The sequence below is a fragment of the Streptomyces sp. GLSS-08 genome (assembly GCF_056387915.1).
Genome location: NZ_JBWJAQ010000004.1, coordinates 280,685 through 300,713, shown reverse-complemented (window position 1 = coordinate 300,713; position 20,029 = coordinate 280,685). Strand labels below are relative to the sequence as shown.

General features: G+C 71.1%; 17 protein-coding genes. 5 read left to right on the top strand and 12 right to left on the bottom strand.

Going from position 1 to position 20,029, the window contains the following annotated elements; translation table 11 throughout:
* Window positions 1–49: 49 nt before the first annotated feature.
* From AC0ZLC_RS09385 to iolC, 6 genes are all read right to left on the bottom strand, one after another.
* On the bottom strand, window positions 50–1,459 hold the full coding sequence (locus tag AC0ZLC_RS09385) for an APC family permease (protein WP_476751430.1): 1,410 nt from the start codon (window positions 1,457–1,459) through the stop codon (window positions 50–52).
* 377 nt (window positions 1,460–1,836) lie between these two features.
* Window positions 1,837–3,339 carry a CoA-acylating methylmalonate-semialdehyde dehydrogenase gene (gene mmsA, locus AC0ZLC_RS09380; protein WP_476751429.1) on the bottom strand — a complete coding sequence of 501 codons (1,503 nt, stop codon included), beginning with the start codon at window positions 3,337–3,339 and terminating at the stop codon, window positions 1,837–1,839.
* A 13-nt stretch (window positions 3,340–3,352) separates the two neighbouring features.
* Window positions 3,353–5,227: a 3D-(3,5/4)-trihydroxycyclohexane-1,2-dione acylhydrolase (decyclizing) gene (gene iolD, locus AC0ZLC_RS09375; protein ID WP_476751428.1), complete on the bottom strand. Its 1,875-nt coding sequence runs from the start codon at window positions 5,225–5,227 to the stop codon at window positions 3,353–3,355.
* Window positions 5,224–6,048, bottom strand: coding sequence for a 5-deoxy-glucuronate isomerase (gene iolB, locus AC0ZLC_RS09370; RefSeq protein WP_476751427.1), 825 nt, complete (start codon window positions 6,046–6,048; stop codon window positions 5,224–5,226). Before iolB ends, iolD begins: the two co-directional genes overlap by 4 nt.
* Before the next feature lie 7 nt (window positions 6,049–6,055).
* Window positions 6,056–6,934 (bottom strand): Cgl0159 family (beta/alpha)8-fold protein, encoded by an 879-nt coding sequence (locus tag AC0ZLC_RS09365; RefSeq protein ID WP_476751588.1) that lies wholly within the window; start codon window positions 6,932–6,934, stop codon window positions 6,056–6,058.
* Window positions 6,935–7,014: 80 nt separating this feature from the next.
* The gene (gene iolC, locus AC0ZLC_RS09360; protein ID WP_476751426.1) at window positions 7,015–7,965 is read right to left on the bottom strand and encodes a 5-dehydro-2-deoxygluconokinase; all 951 of its coding nucleotides are present in this window, start codon (window positions 7,963–7,965) and stop codon (window positions 7,015–7,017) included.
* 122 nt (window positions 7,966–8,087) lie between these two features.
* Here iolC and AC0ZLC_RS09355 point away from each other — a divergent pair, with 122 nt between their 5' ends.
* Window positions 8,088–9,065, top strand: coding sequence for a sugar phosphate isomerase/epimerase family protein (locus AC0ZLC_RS09355; RefSeq protein ID WP_476751425.1), 978 nt, complete (start codon window positions 8,088–8,090; stop codon window positions 9,063–9,065).
* A gap of 233 nt (window positions 9,066–9,298) precedes the next feature.
* Window positions 9,299–9,499: a helix-turn-helix transcriptional regulator gene (locus AC0ZLC_RS09350; protein ID WP_476751424.1), complete on the top strand. Its 201-nt coding sequence runs from the start codon at window positions 9,299–9,301 to the stop codon at window positions 9,497–9,499.
* A 77-nt stretch (window positions 9,500–9,576) separates the two neighbouring features.
* Here the strand turns inward: AC0ZLC_RS09350 and AC0ZLC_RS09345 are convergent, their stop codons facing one another.
* Window positions 9,577–10,620: a zinc-dependent alcohol dehydrogenase family protein gene (locus tag AC0ZLC_RS09345; protein ID WP_476751423.1), complete on the bottom strand. Its 1,044-nt coding sequence runs from the start codon at window positions 10,618–10,620 to the stop codon at window positions 9,577–9,579.
* A gap of 281 nt (window positions 10,621–10,901) precedes the next feature.
* Between AC0ZLC_RS09345 and AC0ZLC_RS09340 the strand changes: the two genes are divergently transcribed.
* Together AC0ZLC_RS09340 and AC0ZLC_RS09335 are read left to right on the top strand one after the other, a co-directional pair.
* Entirely contained in the window at window positions 10,902–11,141 is a 240-nt protein-coding gene (locus AC0ZLC_RS09340) for a heavy-metal-associated domain-containing protein (RefSeq protein WP_476751422.1), read from the top strand.
* Window positions 11,142–11,257: 116 nt separating this feature from the next.
* Entirely contained in the window at window positions 11,258–13,513 is a 2,256-nt protein-coding gene (locus tag AC0ZLC_RS09335; protein WP_476751421.1) for a heavy metal translocating P-type ATPase, read from the top strand.
* A gap of 668 nt (window positions 13,514–14,181) precedes the next feature.
* Here AC0ZLC_RS09335 and AC0ZLC_RS09330 read toward each other — a convergent pair.
* The 5 genes from AC0ZLC_RS09330 to AC0ZLC_RS09310 all read right to left on the bottom strand — a co-directional run bounded on the left by AC0ZLC_RS09330 (window position 14,182) and on the right by AC0ZLC_RS09310 (window position 19,294).
* On the bottom strand, window positions 14,182–15,471 hold the full coding sequence (locus tag AC0ZLC_RS09330) for a citrate synthase (RefSeq protein WP_476751420.1): 1,290 nt from the start codon (window positions 15,469–15,471) through the stop codon (window positions 14,182–14,184).
* Window positions 15,472–15,734: 263 nt separating this feature from the next.
* Window positions 15,735–17,993 (bottom strand): SF1B family DNA helicase RecD2, encoded by a 2,259-nt coding sequence (gene recD2, locus AC0ZLC_RS09325; protein ID WP_476751419.1) that lies wholly within the window; start codon window positions 17,991–17,993, stop codon window positions 15,735–15,737.
* Between the two features lie 39 nt (window positions 17,994–18,032).
* Window positions 18,033–18,218, bottom strand: coding sequence for a DUF397 domain-containing protein (locus AC0ZLC_RS09320; RefSeq protein ID WP_476751418.1), 186 nt, complete (start codon window positions 18,216–18,218; stop codon window positions 18,033–18,035).
* Between the two features lie 18 nt (window positions 18,219–18,236).
* Window positions 18,237–18,437: a DUF397 domain-containing protein gene (locus tag AC0ZLC_RS09315; protein WP_476751417.1), complete on the bottom strand. Its 201-nt coding sequence runs from the start codon at window positions 18,435–18,437 to the stop codon at window positions 18,237–18,239.
* A 5-nt stretch (window positions 18,438–18,442) separates the two neighbouring features.
* Entirely contained in the window at window positions 18,443–19,294 is an 852-nt protein-coding gene (locus AC0ZLC_RS09310) for a helix-turn-helix domain-containing protein (RefSeq protein ID WP_476751416.1), read from the bottom strand.
* Between the two features lie 220 nt (window positions 19,295–19,514).
* Between AC0ZLC_RS09310 and AC0ZLC_RS09305 the strand changes: the two genes are divergently transcribed.
* Window positions 19,515–19,925 (top strand): ATP-binding protein, encoded by a 411-nt coding sequence (locus AC0ZLC_RS09305; protein WP_476751415.1) that lies wholly within the window; start codon window positions 19,515–19,517, stop codon window positions 19,923–19,925.
* Window positions 19,926–20,029 lie beyond the last annotated feature (104 nt).

Genomic DNA, 20,029 nt, shown 5'->3' with positions numbered 1-20,029 from the left:
GTACGGTCGCGCCCCCGCGTACCGCGCCCGTGGTACGCGGGACCGCGGCTCAGGCCTCCCCGTCCTCCGGGATCGACACCAGCCAGCGGGTGTCACGGCGGGGACGCAGGTAGAAGGCCCAGTACAGGGTGGCGACGGCGGTGATGCCGCCGGTCCACAGGAGGTAGCCCGCCTCCTGCCGGCTCAGGATGTAGGCGAGGACGCCGATCAGCAGGACGGGTACGGCGGGCCACAGCGGCATGCGCCAGGCGGCCGTGTGGGCGTGCGTTCCGCGCCGGGCGAGCAGGGCGGCCACCGCGACCAGCAGGTACATGGCGGTGACGGAGACCCCGGTGACGCCGTACAGGGTGTCCAGGTTCACGAAGCACAGGACGGCGCCGGGGACGCCCACGAGGAGGGTTGCGACCCACGGGGAGCCGAAGCGGCCGAGGCGGGACAGGCCGCGGTTGACCGGCTCGGGCCAGGCCTTGTCGCGGGCGGAGGCGAACAGGACGCGGGAGTTCTGGATGACCATGACGATGCCCGCGTTGATGATCGCGAGGGCCACGCACAGGCTGACGAAGGTGCCGACGGCGGAGTTCGACCAGGTGGTGACCATGGTGCTGATGTCGCCGCCGCTGAGGGCCGCCAGGTCCGGGGCACCCATGGTGATCGCGACGACCGGCACCAGGATGATCACCGACGAGATGGCGAGGGTGGCGAGGACGGTACGGGCCACGTTGCGGCGTGGGTTCTCCAGCTCCTCGGAGAGGTAGACCGCGGTCGAGAAGCCCTGGGTGACGAAGAGGGCGATGGCGAGCCCGGAGACGATCAGCATGGCCGTGACGGTGTCCGTGTGACCGCCGGCGTCCGCGACCTGGAAGGAGACCAGGCTGCCCGCGCCGCGCTCACCGTGCGCGAAGCCGAGGACCGCCACGACGGCCGCGGCGATGACCTCGAGGACCAGGAAGACGCCGGTGATCCAGGCGTTGGCGCGCAGGTCGAGCAGGCCGGCGAGGGTGGCGAGCAGCATGACCGCGGCGCCCGCGTAGGACGGGTCGAGGTGCACGATCGGGGCGAGGTAGTCCGCGGTGCCCATGGCGATCACCGGCGGCACGATCATGACGACCAGCAGGGAGAGCACGAAGACGAGCCAGCCGGCGAGGCGGCCGGCCATCGTCGAGACCATGGCGTACTCACCGCCCGCGCTGGGGATGAGGGTGCCCAGTTCCGAGTAGCAGAAGGCCACGGCGATACAGAGGAGCGAGCCGATCGCGATGGTGAGGGCGGTCGCCGTGCCGAGGGACGAGAAGAGGTCGGGGACGACCACGAAGAGCGTGGAGGCGGGGGTCACGCAGGAGAGCGTCAGCAGGGTGCCGCCGACGATTCCGATGGAGCGCTTGAGCTTGCGGGGGCTGCCCGGCGCCGTGGGGGCGGCGGCCGGGGCGGCGGTCTCGACAGGGCGGAGCGTGTCGGTCATGAAGCGGTTCCGATCGACTCGTGCGGCAGTGCTTGGGGCGGGAGCGATATCGCCTCCGGCGGCTCGCGTCGTTCATCTGTTCGTCCGCTCCCGGCGCTGCATGGAACCCCGACGAAAACCAGCACGTCAATGGCTGTTTACCTACGGAATCCGCAGTCGCGTCACGACCCGGGTCACATGACTTTCGCAGGCCCTGGCGCGTGAAGATTGCAATCATCAAGCTCTTCGTAAAGGTGACCTTGCTTTCCAAGGTCGAATCTTCTCGTGACCTGCGTCACCCGTTTCATCCCCTCTGAACGAGAACCGCAGCTCCGGCGGCAAAAAAACGTGAAGCCGTCCGCAATGCGGACGGCTCCACTGCCCTGCGTCGATCACACCTAGTGGTTGCGGGGGAACCCCAGGTCGACACCCGCGGGGGTGTCCGCCGGGTCGGGCCAGCGGGTGGTCACGACCTTGCCGCGCGTGTAGAAGTGCGTGCCGTCGTTGCCGTAGACGTGGTGGTCCCCGAAGAGGGAGTCCTTCCAGCCGCCGAAGGAGTGGTAGCCGACCGGCACCGGGATCGGCACGTTGACGCCGACCATGCCCGCCTCCACCTCCAGCTGGAAGCGGCGGGCCGCGCCGCCGTCCCGGGTGAAGATCGCGGTGCCGTTGCCGAACGGCGAGGCGTTGATGAGGTCGACGCCCTCCTCGTACGTGTCCACGCGCAGCACGCACAGCACCGGGCCGAAGATCTCGTCCCGGTAGGCGTCGGCGGTCACCGGGACCCGGTCGAGCAGCGAGAGCCCGATCCAGTGGCCGTCCTCGTGGCCCTCGACCGTGTAGCCGGTGCCGTCCAGGACGACCTCGGCGCCCTGGGCCGCCGCGCCCGTCACGTACGAGGCCACCTTGTCGCGGTGGGCCGCCGTGATGAGCGGGCCCATCTCGGAGGCGGGGTCGTTGCCGGGACCGATCTTGATCTTCTCGGCGCGCTCACGGATCTTCTGCACCAGCTCGTCGCCGATCGCGCCCACGGCGACGACCGCCGAGATCGCCATGCAGCGCTCACCCGCCGAGCCGTACGCGGCCGACACGGCGGCGTCGGCGGCCGCGTCCAGGTCGGCGTCGGGCAGGACCAGCATGTGGTTCTTGGCGCCGCCGAGGGCCTGGACGCGCTTGTGGTTCGCGGCGGCCGTGGTGTGGATGTGGCGGGCGATGGGCGTCGAGCCGACGAAGGATACGGCCGCCACGTCCGGGTGCTCCAGCAGCCGGTCGACGGCCGCCTTGTCCCCGTGCACGACGTTGAAGACGCCATCCGGCAGACCGGCCTCGGCCAGCAGCTCGGCGATCTTCATCGAGGCCGACGGGTCCTTCTCGGACGGCTTCAGCACGAAGGTGTTGCCGCAGGCGATGGCCATCGGGAACATCCACATCGGCACCATGGCCGGGAAGTTGAACGGCGTGATGCCGGCCACGACGCCCAGCGGCTGGCGGATGGACGACACGTCCACGCGGCTGGCGACCTGCGTGGACAGCTCGCCCTTCAGCTGCACGTTGATGCCGCAGGCCAGCTCGACGATCTCCAGGCCGCGCGCGACCTCGCCGAGCGCGTCCGAGTGGACCTTGCCGTGCTCGGCGGTGATCAGCTCGGCGATCGCGTCCCGGTTAGCGTCGAGCAGCGCCCGGAACCTGAAGAGGATGTTCGTGCGCTGCGCCAGCGAGGACTGCCCCCAGGTCGCGTACGCCTCCTTGGCGGCGGCGACCGCCGCGTCGACCTCGTCGGCGCTCGCGAAGGCGACCTTGGTGGTCACGGCGCCGGTCGCCGGGTCGGTGACCGGGCCAAACGTACCCGACGCGCCTTCGGCGGGCTTGCCACCGATCCAGTGGTTGACGATCTTCGTCATGCCAGTAACTCCCTCACAGATGGCGGCGTCGGGTGGAGACGTGCCGGTCGTACTCGTCGCGCGCCTCGACCGCCGACGGGCGGGTCGCGGTCTCGGCCACAGGTACATCCCACCAGGCCTGGGCCGGAGGCGCGCCCGACACTGTGTCTGCCGTTTCGGTCTCCACGTAGACACATGTGGGAGTGTCCGCGGCGCGTGCCTCGGCCAGGGCCGCCCGCAGGTCACGCACGGTCTTCGCGCGCAGGACGCGCATGCCGAGGCTGGCCGCGTTGGCGGCGAGATCGACGGGCAGCGGCGCCCCGGTGTAGGCGCCGTCGCCCGACCGGTAGCGGTACGCGGTGCCGAACCGCTCGCCGCCCACGGACTCCGAGAGGCCGCCGATGGACGCGTATCCGTGGTTCTGCAGGATCAGCACCTTGATCGGGACGTTCTCCTGGACGGCGGTGACGATCTCCGTCGGCATCATCAGATACGTGCCGTCGCCGACCAGCGCCCACACGGGCCGGCCGGGCGCCGCCATCAGCACGCCGATCGCGGCCGGGATCTCGTAGCCCATGCACGAGTAGCCGTACTCCACGTGGTACTGGTCCCGCGACCGCGCCCGCCACAGCTTGTGCAGGTCACCGGGGAGCGAACCGGCCGCGTTGACGAGGATGTCCTGCTCGTCCACCAGGGCGTCGAGCAGGCCGAGCACCTGCGGCTGCGTCGGCCGCAGGTCGGGGTCCTCCGCCTCGAACGCCGCGTCGACCCGGTACTCCCAGCGTTCCTTGTCGTCGGTGTACTCGGTGACGTAGGCGGGTTCCGCGCGGTGGCCGTGCAGGGTGAGGGCCTCGGTCAGTTCCTCCAGGCCGGCGCGGGCGTCCGCGATCAGGGTCCGCCCGGCCAGCTTGTGCCCGTCGTGGGGCGCGATGTTCAGGTTGAGGAAGCGGACGCCCGGCCCCGCGAAGAGGGTGCCGGAGGCCGTGGTGAAGTCGGTGTAGCGGGTGCCGACGCCGATCACCAGGTCGGCGGTGCGGGCCAGCTCGTCGGCGGTCGCGGTGCCGGTGTGGCCGATGCCGCCGACGTCCTGGGGGTGGTCCCACCTCAGAGAGCCCTTGCCCGCCTGGGTGGAGGCGACCGGGATGCCGGTGGCCGCGGCCAGCTCCGCGAGCGCGTTCTCGGCGCGGCTGTGGTGGACTCCGCCGCCCGCGACGATCAGCGGACGCCGGGCCTCGCGGACGGCCCGTACGGCGGCGGACAGTTCACCGGAGTCGGGGGCCGGGCGCCGGACGGTCCACACGCGCTCCGCGAAGAACTCCTCCGGCCAGTCGAAGCTCTCCGCCTGCACGTCCTGCGGCAGCGCGAGGGTGACCGCGCCCGTCTCCACCGGGTCGGTGAGCACCCGCGCCGCCTGGAGCGCGGCCGGGATCAGCGCCTCGGGGCGGGTGATCCGGTCGAAGTACTTCGACACGGGACGCAGGCAGTCGTTGACCGACACGTCGCCCGCGTGGGGGACTTCGAGCTGCTGGAGGACCGGGTCGGCCGGGCGGGTGGCGAACACGTCACCGGGCAGCAGCAGCACCGGCAGGTGGTTGACCGTCGCGAGGGCGGCGCCGGTGACCAGGTTGGTGGCGCCCGGACCGATCGACGTCGTCACGGCGTGCGTGGACAGCCGGTTGCGCTGCCGGGCGTACCCCACCGCCGCGTGCACCATGGACTGTTCGTTGCGGCCCTGGTGGTACGGCATCTCGTCCGCGTACTCGACGAGCGCCTGGCCGATCCCGGCGACGTTCCCGTGGCCGAAGATGCCCCAGGTGGCGCCGATCAGCCGCTGCCGCTCGCCGTCCCGTTCCGTGAACTGGGCGGCCAGGAAACGCACCAGCGCCTGCGCGACCGTCAGACGGGTCATCGGTATCCCTCCGTGCTCTCCACGTGTCCGGGGTGGAAGCAGATCCGCCACTCCCGCTCGGGACCCGGGCCCGCCATCACGTTCAGGTAGTACATGGTGTGCCCGGGAGCCGCGACGGACGGGCCGTGCCAGCCGTCGGGTACGAGGACCGCGTCGCCGGTCCTGACCTCGGCCAGCACGTCGGCGCCGCCCTCGCGGGAGGGGAACACGCGCTGGTAGCCGAACCCGTTCGGGCCCTCGATCTCGAAGTAGTAGATCTCCTCGAGCTGCGACTCGGCGCCGGGGCGGTGCTCGTCGTGCTTGTGCGGCGGGTACGAGGACCAGTTGCCGCCGGGGGTGATCACCTCGACGGCGATGAGCCGGTCGCAGTCGAAGGCGTCGGCGGAGGCGAAGTTGCGCACCCGGCGGGCGCAGGTGCCGCTGCCGCGCTCTTCGACGGGAACCTCCGGTGCGGGGCCGTAGCGGGCGGGGAGTCGGCGCTCGCACTTCGCTCCTGCCAGGGCGAAGCGGCCTCCCGCACCGGAGGCGATCTGTGTCCGGGCGTCACGGGGCACGTAGGCGAAGTCGGTGACTCCCCCGAACACGCTTTCCCGGCCCCGGAGATGGAACTCCTCGTCCTGCGTGCGCACCGTGCAGCCGCCCTCCAGGGGCAGCACGATCCACTCGCTGTCGCCGCTGGTGAAGGTGTGTCCGCCACCGGGGCCCAGTTCGACGACGCGCAGGCTGCTGTGCCGCCAGCCGGCCCGCCCGGGGTCGATGTCGACGGCGTACAGCGGGCCCGCGGTGGCGCCCTTCGGGACGTACAGGTCGTTGCTCGTCATCCGGTCCTCACAGAAGTCCTACGGCGGTGTCCACCGCTGCGGTCACGTCCCCGTCCGCCGGGTAGAGCAGGGAGCGGCCGACGACCAGCCCCCGCACGGTGGGCAGCCGGAGTGCGCCGCGCCACTTCTCGTACGCGGCGTCCTGGTCCTCGCCGACGTCACCGCCGAGCAGGACGGCCGGCAGGGTGGAGGTCTCCATGACGCGGGCCATGTCGTCCGGGTCGTCGGTGACGGGCACCTTCAGCCAGGTGTACGCCGAACTGCCGCCCAGGCCGCTCGCGATGGCGATGGACTTGGTCACGGCCTCCGCGCCGAGGTCGGTGCGCAGCGCGCCGTTCGCCGGGTCGCGGCGGCACAGGAACGGTTCGACGAACACCGGGAGCCGGCGCTCCGCCATCTCGTCGACGACCCGGGCGGCGGACTCCAGGGTCCGCAGCGAGCCCGGGTCGTCGTAGTCGATGCGCAGCAGCAGTTTCCCGGCGTCGAAGCCGGACCGCTCGATGTCGCGCGGACGGTGCCCGGTGAACCGGTCGTCGAGTTCGAAGGCGGCGCCGGCCAGTCCGCCGCGGTTCATCGAGCCGAGGACGACCTTGTGGTCCAGGGCGCCGAGCAGGAGCAGGTCGTCGAGGATGTCGGCGGTGGCGAGGACGCCGTCGACGCCGGGGCGGGACAGGGCGAGGCACAGCCGCTCCAGGAGGCCGGCGCGGCTCGCCATCGCGAACTTGCGGTCGCCGACGGCGAGGGCGCCGCGGGCCGGGTGGTCGGCGGCGATGATCATCAGGCGTTGGCCCTCGTCCACCAGGGGACGCCGGGCGCGGCGGACGGCGGCCTCGGCGATCGCCTCGGGGTGGTGGACGCGGGTGCGGACGAGCTCGGACACGTCCACCGGGGCGAGGGTGCCCGGGGCGGCGGACCGGCCGCCGCCCGCGTTCTCCTCGTGCCGCGCCCCGCCGACGTGGCCCGCCCTCACCGCACCGCTCCCGCGGCGAGCGCGTCCTCGACCTCGTCCGGGGTCGGCATGGCCGAGGAGCACTCCAGGCGGGAGGTGACGATGGCACCGGCCGCGTTCGCGTACCGCATGACGCGCTCCAGGTCCCAGCCCGCGAGCAGGCCGTGGCACAGGGAACCGCCGAAGGCGTCGCCGGCGCCGAGGCCGTTGAGGACGGTCACCGGCAGCGGCGGGACCTCGGCGGACGTGCCGTCGCGGTGGACGGCGAGGACACCCTTGGGTCCCCGCTTCACGACGGCGAGTTCGACCCCGGCAGCCAGCAGGGCGCGGGCGGCGGCGTGCGGGTCGCGCTCGCCGGTGGCGATCTCGACCTCGTCGACGTTGCCGACGGCGACCGTGGTGTGGCGCAGGGCCTCGGCGTAGAAGGGGCGCGCCAAGGCCGGGTCCTGCCAGAACATGGGACGCCAGTCGAGGTCGAAGACGGTCGTACCGGCCGCGGCCCGGTGGGCGAGCGCGGCGAGTGTCGCCGTGCGGCTGGGCTCCTCGCTCAGGCCCGTGCCCGTCACCCAGAAGATCCCGGTCGCGCGGACGGCGTCCAGGTCGAGTTCGTGGGCGTCGATCTCCAGGTCGGGTGCCTTGGGCTGCCGGTAGAAGTAGAGCGGGAAGTCGTCCGGCGGGAAGACCTCGCAGAAGGTGACCGGGGTGGGCAGTCCGGCGACCGGCGTCACCCAGCGGTCGTCGACGCCGAAGTCCCGCAGCGCCTCGTGGAGATACGTGCCGAAGGGGTCGTCGCCCGTACGCGTGATCACCGCCGTACGCCGCCCGAGCCGGGCCGCGGCCACCGCGACGTTGGCCGCCGAACCGCCGAGGAACTTCCCGAAGGACGAGACCCGGGCCAGCGGGACGCCCGTCTGCAGGGGGTAGAGGTCCACGCCGATCCGCCCCATGGTGATCAGGTCGTACGCCATCGAGATCCCTTCGCTTCGGCTGTCCCCAGGTCTAGCCCGGCCCGGGGAACCCTGTCAACGTTTTGTCCAGACATTCGGACCAGGCCTTGACACCTCTCCGGGGCGGTCCGAAGCTGACGGCCATGACGCCGTTGCCACCGCAGTCGCCGCCCGAGCCGTCACGCCCCGCATCACCCCCGCCGTCGCCGCGGTCGTCGCCTCCGTCCTCACTGTCCCGCATCCGGGTCGGTTCGGCCCCCGACTCCTGGGGCGTCTGGTTCCCCGACGATCCGCGGCAGGTCCCCTGGCGGCGCTTCCTCGACGAGGTCTCCGCGTCCGGGTACGAGTGGATCGAGCTGGGCCCGTACGGCTATCTGCCGACCGACCCGGCCGTCCTCGCGGCGGAGACCGCGCGGCGCGGGCTCAGTGTCTCGGCCGGCACGGTGTTCACCGGGCTGCACCGGGGGCCGGAGGTGTGGGAGTCCACCTGGGCGCACGTCTCGGCCATCGCGGCGCTCACCCAGGCGATGGGCGCCCGGCATCTCGTCGTCATCCCCTCCTTCTGGCGGGACGACAAGACGGGCACGGTGCTGGAGAGCAGCACGCTGACGCCGACGCAGTGGCGCAGCCTCACCGCGCAGACCGAGCGCCTGGCCCACGAGGTGCGGGAGCGCTACGGGCTGCGGATCGTCGTCCACCCGCACGCCGACACGCACATCGACAGCGAGGAGAACGTCACCCGCTTCCTCGACGCGACGGACTCCTCGCTCGTCTCGCTGTGCCTGGACACCGGGCACTACGCGTACTGCGGCGGCGACAGCGTCAAGCTCATCGAGACGTACGGCGAACGCATCGGCTACCTCCACCTCAAGCAGGTGGACCCGCTGGTGCTGGCGGAGGTCCGGGCCGGCGGGGTGCCGTTCGGGCCGGCCGTGGCGCGCGGCGTCATGTGCGAACCGCCGTCCGGTGTGCCGGCGCTGGAGCCCGTCCTCGCCGCCGCGCAGAAGCTCGGCGTCGACCTCTTCGCGATCGTCGAGCAGGACATGTACCCGTGCCCCCCGGACAAGCCGCTGCCGATCGCGCGACGGACGCGGGCGTTCCTGAGGTCATGCGGGGCGTGAATTCCGGCGGGCGGCTGCTCGTCCAATGCGTCACGGGTGTCACAAAAGACCGCTTCCTGTCACACATGTCACGTATTCGCGGGTCTTGGGTCACACCCGGGCGACAGGTGCGGCTTCCCGGTCACGGTGCGTCGCCGAACGGGCACAGGCTGGGTGATCGCCAGCGCAGTGCCCGGCTCCCCCGACGGCCGCCCCCCGGCCGCCGCTGTGGCGCGCGCAGGGAGGTGCCACCGATGACCGACAGAAGGCTCTGGTCGTACAAGGAGATCGCCGCGCACATCCGGGTGCAGGCGGACACCGTCAGGTCCTACCGCAAGCACGGTCTGCTGCCCCCGCCCGACCACGTGGAGGGCGGAAAACCGTACTGGTACGCGGACACCGTCCGCGCCTGGGTCGCCTCGCGGCCACGGAACCGCGGGCGCAGAGAGGACTGAGCGGGGCCCACGGTCCCCGCCCCGGCGGGGCGGGGACCGCGGGCCGCCGTGGATCGGGCCGGGGGCGGGATGCCTCGTCAGCTCCAGGGCTCGACGACCGTCACCCCGGCCCCCGGGGCCGTGCCCATCGCCGCCAGCGCCGCCGGTGCCGCGTCCAGGGGGATGGTGGAGGTGACGAGCAGGTCGGGGCGCAGCACCCCGGCCCTTACCAGCTCCAGCATCCGCGGGTAGGCGTGCGCGGCCATCCCGTGGCTGCCCAGGACTTCGAGTTCGAGGCCGATCACCCGTGCCATCGGGACGGGGGTGGAGCCGGTCGGCGACGGCAGCAGGCCCACCTGCACATGGCGGCCGCGGCGGCGCAGACCGTTCACGGAGGCGGCACAGGTGGCGGGTGAGCCGAGGGCGTCCAGGGAGAGATGGGCGCCGCCGCCCGTCAGCTCGCGCACCGCCTCGGCCGGGTCCGCGGTCCGCGAGGCGTCGACGCACTCGGCGGCGCCGAAGCGCCGCGCCAGTTCCAGCGCCCGGCCCGAGACGTCGACCGCGACCACCCGGGCACCGCAGGCCGCCGCGATCATCACGGCCGACAGTCCGACGCCGCCGCACCCGTGCACGGCGACCCACTCGCCCGCCGCCACCCGCCCCTGCGCGACCACCGCACGGAACGCCGTCGCGAACCGGCAGCCCAGCGCCGCCGCCGTCCCGAAGGACAGCTCCGCGGGCACGGCTACCAGATTCACCTCCGCGTGGTCCAGGGCCACGTACTGCGCGAAGGAGCCCCAGTGGGTGAAGCCCGGCTGGGTCTGGCGCTCGCACACCTGCTGGTCGCCCGCCGCGCAGGCGGCACAGCTCCCGCAGGCGCAGACGAAGGGCACGGTGACGCGGTCACCGGGACGCCACCCGCTCACCCGGGCGCCCACGGCCTCGACGACACCGGCGAGTTCGTGTCCCGGGACGTGCGGCAGGGTGATGTCCGGATCGTGCCCCTGCCAGCCGTGCCAGTCGCTGCGGCACAGCCCGGTGGCCTCGACGCGCACCACCACCCCGTGCTCCGCGGGCCCGGGGTCCGCCACCTCGCGCACCTCGGCCGGCTCCCCGTACCGTTCGAACACCACTGCCCGCATCCGTCCCACCCCTCGTCCGTCGCACATCGCCCGTGGCCCGCGCACTCGCCCGTCGCCGTCGTCCGTCGCCGTCGGCCGGGGATCACGTCCGCGGGGAACGCTAGCCGCGCGCCTCGGGCTTGTCCCGGTCCCGTCGGCCTCGTACAGGGCGGCGGCACCACCGGACCTCCGCCCTTAGTACCCCCTAGGGGTATAGTGTGGAGTGCGTCGTGCGGGAACCCGGTCTCACGGGTCTCCCGCCTGCACACGTACGCCCCCCTGCCTCGACGAGGAGTAACGCCATGACCGCCCAGACCGGTACCCCGAACTCCGTCACGACCGTCTACCGGGTGAGCGGAATGAGCTGCGGGCACTGTGAAGGCTCCGTCTCCGGAGAGATCTCGGAGCTCGACGGCGTCGAATCGGTGAAGGCCGTCGCCTCGTCCGGTGAGGTCACCGTCGTGTCCGCCGCCCCGCTCGACGACGACGCCGTGCGGGCGGCGGTCGACGAGGCGGGCTTCGAGCTCGCCGGCCGCGCCTGACTCCGTCCCGCACCGCACCACGGGCGAGCCCGCCCGAAGCAGCTCGCACCCGCACCGGGCCGTACCGGCCGGCTGACACCGACTCCGTACGGCCCGGCTCACCGACTGGAGCCGACATGACCACCGCAGCAGCCCGGACCCCGGCGGCGGACGCCGCCGCGGCCGTCCCGGTCTCCGAGGTCGAGCTCGTCATCGGCGGAATGACCTGCGCCTCCTGCGCGGCCCGGGTGGAGAAGAAGCTCAACCGCATGGACGGCGTCACCGCCACCGTGAACTTCGCCACCGAGAAGGCGAGGATCGCATATCCGGCGGGGACCCCGGTCGCCGACCTGATCGCCACCGTCGTGAAGACGGGGTACACGGCCGAGGAGCCGGCACCCCCGGCCCCCGAGGAGGAGACGGCGCCCGCCGCGGACGACCCCGAACTGGCGTCCCTGCGGGAACGGCTGATTGTCAGCGCCGTCCTCGCCCTGCCCGTCGTGCTGATGTCGATGATCCCGGCGCTTCAGTTCGAAAACTGGCAGTGGCTCTCGCTCACCCTCGCGGCGCCCGTCGTCCTCTGGGGCGGACTCCCCTTCCACCGGGCCGCCCTCACCAACGCGCGGCACGGCGCGGCCACCATGGACACCCTCGTCTCCGTCGGTACGCTCGCCGCCTTCGGCTGGTCGCTGTGGGCCCTGTTCTTCGGGGACGCGGGGATGCCGGACATGCGGGACGGCTTCGCGCTGACCGTCTCGCGCACGGACGGCGCGTCCACGATCTATCTGGAGGTCGCCGCCGGAGTCGTCGCGTTCATCCTGCTCGGCCGCTTCCTGGAGGCCCGCTCCAAACGCCGCGCCGGTGCGGCCCTGCGAGCCCTGATGGAACTGGGCGCGAAGGACGTCGCCGTGCTCCGGGACGGCCGTGAGGTGCGCGTCCCCGTCGGCCGGCTCGCCGTCGGAGACCGTTTCGTGGTGCGGCCCGGCGAGAAGATCGCCACGGACGGCACGGTCGTCGAGGGCTCCTCGGCGGTCGACGCGTCCATGCTGACCGGCGAGTCCGTACCGGCCGACGTGTCCGCCGGCGACACCGTCACCGGCGCCACCGTCAACGCCGGAGGACGGCTCGTCGTCGAGGCGACCCGGATCGGCTCGGACACCCAGCTCGCCCGGATGGCACGGCTCGTCGAGAACGCGCAGAACGGCAAGGCCGACGTGCAGCGCCTCGCCGACCGGGTCTCCGGGGTCTTCGTACCGGTGGTGCTGTTGATCGCGCTCGGCACGTTCGGTGTCTGGCTCGCCCTCACGGGCGACACGGTGGCCGCCTTCACCGCCGCCGTCGCGGTGCTGATCATCGCGTGCCCCTGCGCCCTCGGCCTCGCCACCCCCACCGCGCTGATGGTCGGCACGGGCCGCGGCGCCCAGCTCGGCATCCTCATCAAGGGCCCCGAGGTCCTGGAGTCCACCCGCCGCGTCGACACCGTCGTGCTGGACAAGACCGGGACCGTGACGACCGGCCGGATGACCCTGCACGAGGTGTACGCCGCCGAGGGCGTCGACGAGAGTGAGGTGCTGCGGGCAGCGGGCGCCCTGGAGCACGCCTCGGAGCATCCGATCGCCCGGGCGGTCGCGGCGGGCGCCGAGGAACGCACCGGCCCGCTGCCGGCCGCGGAGCACTTCGAGAACGTCCCCGGGCTCGGCGTGCGCGGGCGCGTCGACGGGCGGGACATCCAGGTGGGACGGCTGCCGCACGACGCGCTACCGCCGGAGCTGGCCCGCGCCAGGGCGGAGGCCGAGGCACAAGGGCGTACGGCCGTGGTGGTCAGCCGCGACGGGGTGGCGATCGGCGTCCTGACCGTCGCCGACGCGATCAAGGAGACCAGCGCGGAGGCCGTACGCGCCCTGCGCGCCCTCGGCCTCACGCCGGTGCTGCTGACCGGCGACAACCGGGTGGTGGCCCGGTCCGTGGCCCGTGCCGTCGGCATCGACGAGGTGATCGCCGAGGTGCTGCCCGAGGAGAAGGTCCGCGTGATCGAGCGGCTCCGCGGCGAGGGACGGACGGTCGCGATGGTGGGCGACGGGGTCAACGACGCCGCCGCCCTCGCCACCGCCGACCTCGGCCTCGCGATGGGCACCGGCACCGACGCGGCCATCGAGGCGAGCGACCTGACGCTGGTGCGCGGAGACCTGCGGGTGGCGGCTGACGCGATCCGGCTGTCCCGAAGGACGCTCTCCACGATCCGGGGGAACCTGGTGTGGGCCTTCGGCTACAACGTGGCCGCGCTCCCGCTTGCCGCCGCGGGACTCCTCAACCCGATGATCGCGGGCGCCGCCATGGCCTTCTCGTCGGTGTTCGTGGTGACGAACAGCCTTCGGCTCAGGGCATTTTCATGACGGCGAAGCGGGAGTCCCTCTAGAGTCCAACGGAGGCCTCACATAAGCTCTTCACAAGGCTCGCGCAGCATCCTTACGCTTGGCCTCCGATCGACGTATCGGGGCTCTTGCGTATCTTCAGGACATATGCAAGAGACGCAGATCACAGTGATGTGAATGTAACCAGCGAAGGGGTTCGTGAGTCTAAGTTGGCGATGTCGGACACGTCTTGGGGGGCGTAGCCGGCATCGGGGGACGTCTTGGGGGACGTCCCCGGAAATTGCGTTGCCGGGGCACGTACACCGGAGAGCTTTGAGCGGCCCTCCCGGTCCGTACGGGTCCCGGCAGAGCGCACCGTGTCACGCGGTGGCGCACGCAGTTCTGCTCGTTCAGCTCGCAGCGGTTCAGGCGCTGTCCCACAGACGCCCGGCCGGATCCCGTGGGGGGAATCCGCACCGGGACCAGGAAAGCGCCCTGACTGCCGGCCCGTGGGGGGACCGGCAGCAGGGCGCTTTTCCGTATTTTTTGAGGCTCGGTTCGCCTCCGGGACGCAGGAGCCTGTGCCGACGGACCGATCGTGCTCGGCCCTCCTTCGTCGGGCCTCCGCGCGGTCGGTCCGTCGGCACAGGCGCGCCCCTTCGGCTCACTCGCCGTAGGGGGCCGTGGTGCGGTGACCCTGAAAAAGCAGGTCAGCGGGCCTCGACCGGGACGAAGTCGCGGAGGACCTCGCCGGTGTAGATCTGACGCGGGCGGCCGATGCGGGAACCCGGCTCCTTGATCATCTCGTGCCACTGGGCGATCCAGCCCGGCAGGCGGCCGAGGGCGAACAGGACCGTGAACATCTCGGTCGGGAAGCCCATGGCGCGGTAGATCAGACCCGTGTAGAAGTCCACGTTCGGGTAGAGCTTCCGCTCGACGAAGTAGTCGTCGGCCAGCGCGTGCTCCTCGAGCTTCAGCGCGATGTCCAGCAGCTCGTCGGACTTGCCGAGGGCCGAGAGGACGTCGTGCGCCGCCGCCTTGATGATCTTCGCCCGGGGGTCGAAGTTCTTGTAGACGCGGTGCCCGAAGCCCATGAGCTTCACGCCGTCTTCCTTGTTCTTCACCTTGCGGATGAAGGTGTCGACGTCGCCGCCCGAGGCCTGGATGCCCTCGAGCATCTCCAGCACCGACTGGTTGGCGCCGCCGTGCAGCGGGCCCCAGAGGGCGGAGATGCCGGCGGAGATCGAGGCGAACATGTTCGCCTGCGAGGAGCCGACCAGCCGCACCGTGGACGTCGAACAGTTCTGCTCGTGGTCCGCGTGCAGGATCAGCAGCTTGTCGAGCGCGGAGACGACGACCGGGTCCAGGTCGTACTCCTGGGCGGGGACCGAGAAGGTCATGCGCAGGAAGTTCTCGACGTACCCGAGGTCGTTGCGCGGGTAGACGAAGGGGTGCCCGATCGACTTCTTGTACGCGTACGCCGCGATCGTCGGCAGCTTGGCGAGCAGGCGGATCGTCGAGAGGTGACGCTGCTTCTCGTCGAACGGGTTGTGGCTGTCCTGGTAGAACGTGGACAGCGCGCTGACCACGGACGACAGCATGGCCATCGGGTGGGCGTCACGCGGGAAGCCGCGGAAGAAGTTCTTGACGTCCTCGTGCAGCAGGGTGTGCTGCGTGATCTCGCCCTGGAAGGTGGAGAGCTGGTCGACGGTCGGCAGCTCGCCGTTGATCAGCAGATACGCCACCTCAAGGAAGGTGGAGCGCTCGGCGAGCTGCTCGATCGGGTAACCGCGGTAGCGGAGGATGCCTTCCTCGCCGTCGAGGTAGGTGATGGCGGATTTATAGGCAGCGGTGTTGCCGTACCCGCTGTCGAGAGTCACCAGACCGGTCTGGGCGCGGAGCTTCCCGATGTCGAAGCCCTTGTCGCCGACGGTGCTGTCGATCACCGGGTAGGTGTACTCGCCATCGCCGTACCGCAGTACTACAGAGTTGTCGCTCACGTCATCCCTCACCGACGTTGTGCCTCTTCTTCGAGGTGCCCTGACTGTCTCTACCATCCCCCATTTGGCCCTGGAGAGTGCACTCGGGGTCGACCATTGGGCCTACTGGCGGCACTCAGTGCCGCCAACCTGCTCATCCTGCCTCCCTCCGCCCCGCTTCCGGAAGTGCAGTGTGACCTTTGTGACTCATTTGATCGATCATTTTCCGCGACACGCGTGGCGACGGGCCCGTTGACCCGTCCTCACCGGGGTCCGGCCCGTCGTCAGGGGCCGGACGGACGCGGGGCGAGGCGGTGGTCCAGGGCCGTGCACCGCCGGCCCGCGGACACCGTGCGGACCGCCTGGCCCATCGCCTTGCGGGAGCCGACGAGGACGACCAGCTTCTTGGCGCGGGTCACAGCGGTGTAGAGCAGATTGCGCTGGAGCATCATCCAGGCGCTCGTGGTGACCGGGATCACCACCGCCGGGTACTCGCTGCCCTGGGAGCGGTGGATGGTCACGGCGTACGCGTGCGCCAGTTCGTCCAGTTCGTCGAACTCGTACGCCACCTCCTCGTCCTCGTCCGTGAGGACCGTCAGGCGCTGCTCGTCCGGGTCGAGCGAGGTGACGACGCCGACCGTGCCGTTGAAGACGCCGTTCTCGCCCTTCTCGTAGTTGTTCCGGATCTGGGTGACCTTGTCGCCGACGCGGAAGACGCGCCCGCCGAAGCGCTTCTCGGGCACGTCCGGGCGGGCGGGTGTGACGGCCTGCTGAAGCAGGGCGTTGAGCGCTCCCGCGCCCGCCGGCCCGCGGTGCATCGGGGCGAGCACCTGCACGTCGCGGCGCGGGTCCAGGCCGAACCTGGCGGGGATGCGCCGGGCCACCACGTCGACGGTGAGCCGGCCCACCTCCTCGGTGTCGTCCTCGACGAACAGGAAGAAGTCGTTCAGGCCCTCGGTGACGGGCTGGTGGCCGGAGTTGATCCGGTGGGCGTTCGTCACCACGCCGGACTGCTGGGCCTGGCGGAAGACGCGGGTGAGGCGGACCGCAGGAATGGGGCTGCCGTCGGCGAGCAGGTCGCGCAGGACCTCGCCGGCGCCGACGCTCGGCAGCTGGTCGACGTCCCCCACGAACAGCAGGTGGGCGCCCTCGGCCACCGCCTTGACCAGCTTGTTCGCGAGGAGCAGGTCCAGCATCGAGGCCTCGTCCACGACCACCAGGTCGGCGTCCAGCGGCCGCTCCCTGTCGTACGCAGCGTCGCCGCCGGGCTTGAGCTCCAGGAGCCGGTGGACGGTGGAGGCGTCGGCGCCGGTCAGCTCCGCGAGGCGCTTGGCCGCCCGGCCCGTGGGCGCCGCCAGGACGATCCTCGCCTTCTTGGCGCGGGCCAGTTCCACGATCGAGCGCACGGTGAACGACTTGCCGCAGCCCGGCCCGCCGGTGAGGACGGCGACCTTCTTCGTCAGCGCGAGCCGGACGGCCGCCTCCTGCTCGGGGGCCAGCTCCGCCCCCGTACGCCCCCTCAGCCAGGCGAGCGCCTTCGTCCAGTCCACGTCGTGGAACCCGGGCATCCGGTCCTCGCCGGTGCGCAGCAGGCGCAACAGCTGCGCGGACAGGGACAGTTCCGCACGGTGGAAGGGGACCAGGTAGACCGCGGTGACCGGGTCGCCGCCCTCGGGGGACGGAACCTTCTCGCGCACCACTCCGGGCTCCTCACCCTCCTCCGGCGGCGCGGCCAGCTCGGCCAGGCACTCGATGACGAGACCCGTGTCCACCTGGAGCAGCTTCACCGCGTCCGCGATCAGCCGCTCCTCGGGGAGGTAGCAGTGACCCTGGTCGGTGGACTGCGACAGGGCGTACTGCAGGCCCGCCTTGACCCGCTCCGGGCTGTCGTGCGGGATGCCGACGGACTGGGCGATCTTGTCGGCGGTGAGGAAGCCGATGCCCCAGACGTCCGACGCGAGGCGGTAGGGCTGGTTCTTCACCACCGAGATCGACGCGTCGCCGTACTTCTTGTAGATGCGGACGGCGATGGAGGTCGACACCTCGACGCTCTGGAGGAAGAGCATGACCTCCTTGATCGCCTTCTGCTCCTCCCAGGCGTCGGCGATCTTCTTCGTACGCTTGGGGCCCAGGCCGGGCACCTCGATGAGGCGCTTGGGCTCCTCCTCGATGATGCGAAGCGTGTCCGTGCCGAAGTGCCGGGTGATGCGGTCCGCGAAGACCGGGCCGATGCCCTTGACCAGGCCCGAGCCGAGATAGCGGCGGATGCCCTGGACGGTGGCGGGCAGCACCGTCGTGTAGTTCTCCACGGTGAACTGCTTGCCGTACTGGGGGTGGGAGCCCCAGCGGCCCTCCAGGCGCAGGGACTCGCCGGCCTGCGCGCCGAGGAGCGAGCCGACGACGGTCAGCAGATCACCGGCACCGCGGCCGGTGTCGACCCGGGCGACCGTGTACCCGGTCTCCTCGTTGGCGTACGTGATGCGCTCCAGTACGCCTTCCACCACCGCCAGGGTCACCTGGCGGGTCCCCGCCTGATTGGACATGATCCGACCGTACCGGTGAGGTGTGACACCCGTCAGGGATCAGCGCCGGGGGTCCTTCTTGAGCCCTTCGACGAAGGGGGCGAAGGCGGCGACCGGGAAGGTCAGGGTGGCCCGGGCGGGGGTTTTGGTGTCGCGGACGGCTACGTGGGTGGCGGAGTTCGCGATCTCCACGCAGTCGTTGCCGTCGCCCTCACCGGAGTAGGACGACTTCCGCCAATTGTCCATGGGTCCCTCACAGCTCTTTCAGCAGTCGGCTCGGGGCACCCTTTTCAGGGCCTCGACGAAGGGGGCGAAGGCGGTGACCGGGAAGGTCAGGGTTGCCCGGGCGGGGGTTTTGGTGTCGCGGACGGCTACGTGGGTGGGGGATTCCGCGACCTCCACGCAGTTGTTGCCGTCGCCGCCACCGGAGTACGACGACTTCCGCCAGGTGTCGGGGGTGGTCACAGGTCTCACAGTTCCTTGGCCAGTCTCTGAATGAAGTCACGCGACCGTCCGGGGTCGAGTGACACACCCTCCATTCTACGGAAGAGCGTTCGAAACACCGCGAGTTGAGCTTCCGAGTCGATGAAACCTGTTCCATACGGCGCGTCACGAACGGCCGTGTCGAGCTTGGCCACACCCCCGCCGGCCAGCATCACAGGGCTCCACGCCGCACCGAAATTGTCCAGGTCGAAAGGGATCACACGCACGTTGATGTGATCCGCCTCAGAGGCTTCCAGAACGCGGGCGAGCTGAGTTCGCGCGACGGCGCGGCCTCCGACCCTGATGCGCAACGCCGCCTCGTGGAGGATGGCTTCGTACGGCACCGGAGCCGGGACGTCGAGGATCACCTTCCGTCTCATCCTGTGGCGTACGCGCAACTCGCGCTCCTGCTCCGGCAGCTCGGGAATTCTGGACGAGAACGCGGCACGGGCGTAGTCCTCCGTCTGCAACAGGCCGGGGATGCAGAGGAACTCCACGTCGCGCCGATATGTGGAGTGGTGTTCCAGTTCGGCCAGATCCAGGAAAGCCGTCGGCAGCAGCCCCCGGTCCTCTTCCCACCAGCCACGTGTACGGTCGGTGGCCATGGCCACGAGAGCGTCGATGAATGTCTCGTCCGTGCATGCATAGTGGGAAGCCAAGCGACGCAGCCGCCCTTCGCTCACACCCGCGAGGCCCGCCTCGATCTGACTGATCTGCGGAGCACTGACCCCGAGCAACGCCGCCGCTTCACGCGCGCTGAGGCCCGCCGCGTCCCGGAGTCTGCGCAGTTCGGTAGCGAGGCGCAACTGACGCGCAGTCGGCTCACTTCTCAGCACCATCGCTCCCCTTCCCAACACACGTTTGGAAGTGCCTCGTTCGGGGTCAGGGTACGCGATCCGCTTGCGCGACTTAAATGTTTAGCCCTACCGTCAGTGACGCGACGCACACCGTGCGGAAACGCCGGGACCCCGGAAGCGCACCGCCCCGTCCTGCCATGACGGGCGCGACACTGCCACCGCCCGCCCCGCAACTCCCCCCCCATGAACGGAGTTCACACGCATGCCCGAAAACGAGTCCTGGGAGTACTCCCTCCACGTCCCCAACGACCTCCGCGCCGTCACCGTCAGCCGCCGCACCCTTCGTCTGATCCTCACCATGCACGGACTGATCGGCCTCGTCGACGTCGCCGAGCCGCTCGCGACCGAGCTGGTCTCCAACGCCGTACGGCACACGAAGGGCCCCGCCGCCCTCCGGGTGCGCTGGTCGCCGCCGGACACCCTGCGGATCGGGGCCTGGGACACGGACCCCGAACCGCCGGAGCCACCGGCGCCGTCCGGGATCGAGGAACACCTGGAGCAGGGGCGCGGGCTGGCGCTGGTGCAGGCCTGCGCCACCGGGTGGGGCTGGCACCCGCTGGCACGGCACGGCAACCGGGGCAAGTACGTGTGGTGCGAGCTGGCGGCCGGCTGAGGCCGCCCGGGGCCCGCGAGAGGCGGAATCCCGCCGTCGGTCACGATTGAATCTCGGCCACCTCCCGCCCCTTGCCCTCGGGCGTGTAATCGATTCCAATCTCC

Bases quoted from the DNA above. Each gene is read 5' to 3' on its own strand.
- AC0ZLC_RS09385 (WP_476751430.1), bottom strand. From the start codon at position 1,459: ATGACCGACACGCTCCGCCCTGTCGAGACCGCCGCCCCGGCCGCCGCC.
- mmsA (WP_476751429.1), bottom strand. From the start codon at position 3,339: ATGACGAAGATCGTCAACCACTGGATCGGTGGCAAGCCCGCCGAAGGC.
- iolD (WP_476751428.1), bottom strand. From the start codon at position 5,227: ATGACCCGTCTGACGGTCGCGCAGGCGCTGGTGCGTTTCCTGGCCGCC.
- iolB (WP_476751427.1), bottom strand. From the start codon at position 6,048: ATGACGAGCAACGACCTGTACGTCCCGAAGGGCGCCACCGCGGGCCCG.
- iolC (WP_476751426.1), bottom strand. From the start codon at position 7,965: ATGGCGTACGACCTGATCACCATGGGGCGGATCGGCGTGGACCTCTAC.
- AC0ZLC_RS09355 (WP_476751425.1), top strand. From the start codon at position 8,088: ATGACGCCGTTGCCACCGCAGTCGCCGCCCGAGCCGTCACGCCCCGCA.
- AC0ZLC_RS09350 (WP_476751424.1), top strand. From the start codon at position 9,299: ATGACCGACAGAAGGCTCTGGTCGTACAAGGAGATCGCCGCGCACATC.
- AC0ZLC_RS09345 (WP_476751423.1), bottom strand. From the start codon at position 10,620: ATGCGGGCAGTGGTGTTCGAACGGTACGGGGAGCCGGCCGAGGTGCGC.
- AC0ZLC_RS09340 (WP_476751422.1), top strand. From the start codon at position 10,902: ATGACCGCCCAGACCGGTACCCCGAACTCCGTCACGACCGTCTACCGG.
- AC0ZLC_RS09335 (WP_476751421.1), top strand. From the start codon at position 11,258: ATGACCACCGCAGCAGCCCGGACCCCGGCGGCGGACGCCGCCGCGGCC.
- recD2 (WP_476751419.1), bottom strand. From the start codon at position 17,993: ATGTCCAATCAGGCGGGGACCCGCCAGGTGACCCTGGCGGTGGTGGAA.
- AC0ZLC_RS09320 (WP_476751418.1), bottom strand. From the start codon at position 18,218: ATGGACAATTGGCGGAAGTCGTCCTACTCCGGTGAGGGCGACGGCAAC.
- AC0ZLC_RS09310 (WP_476751416.1), bottom strand. From the start codon at position 19,294: ATGGTGCTGAGAAGTGAGCCGACTGCGCGTCAGTTGCGCCTCGCTACC.
- AC0ZLC_RS09305 (WP_476751415.1), top strand. From the start codon at position 19,515: ATGCCCGAAAACGAGTCCTGGGAGTACTCCCTCCACGTCCCCAACGAC.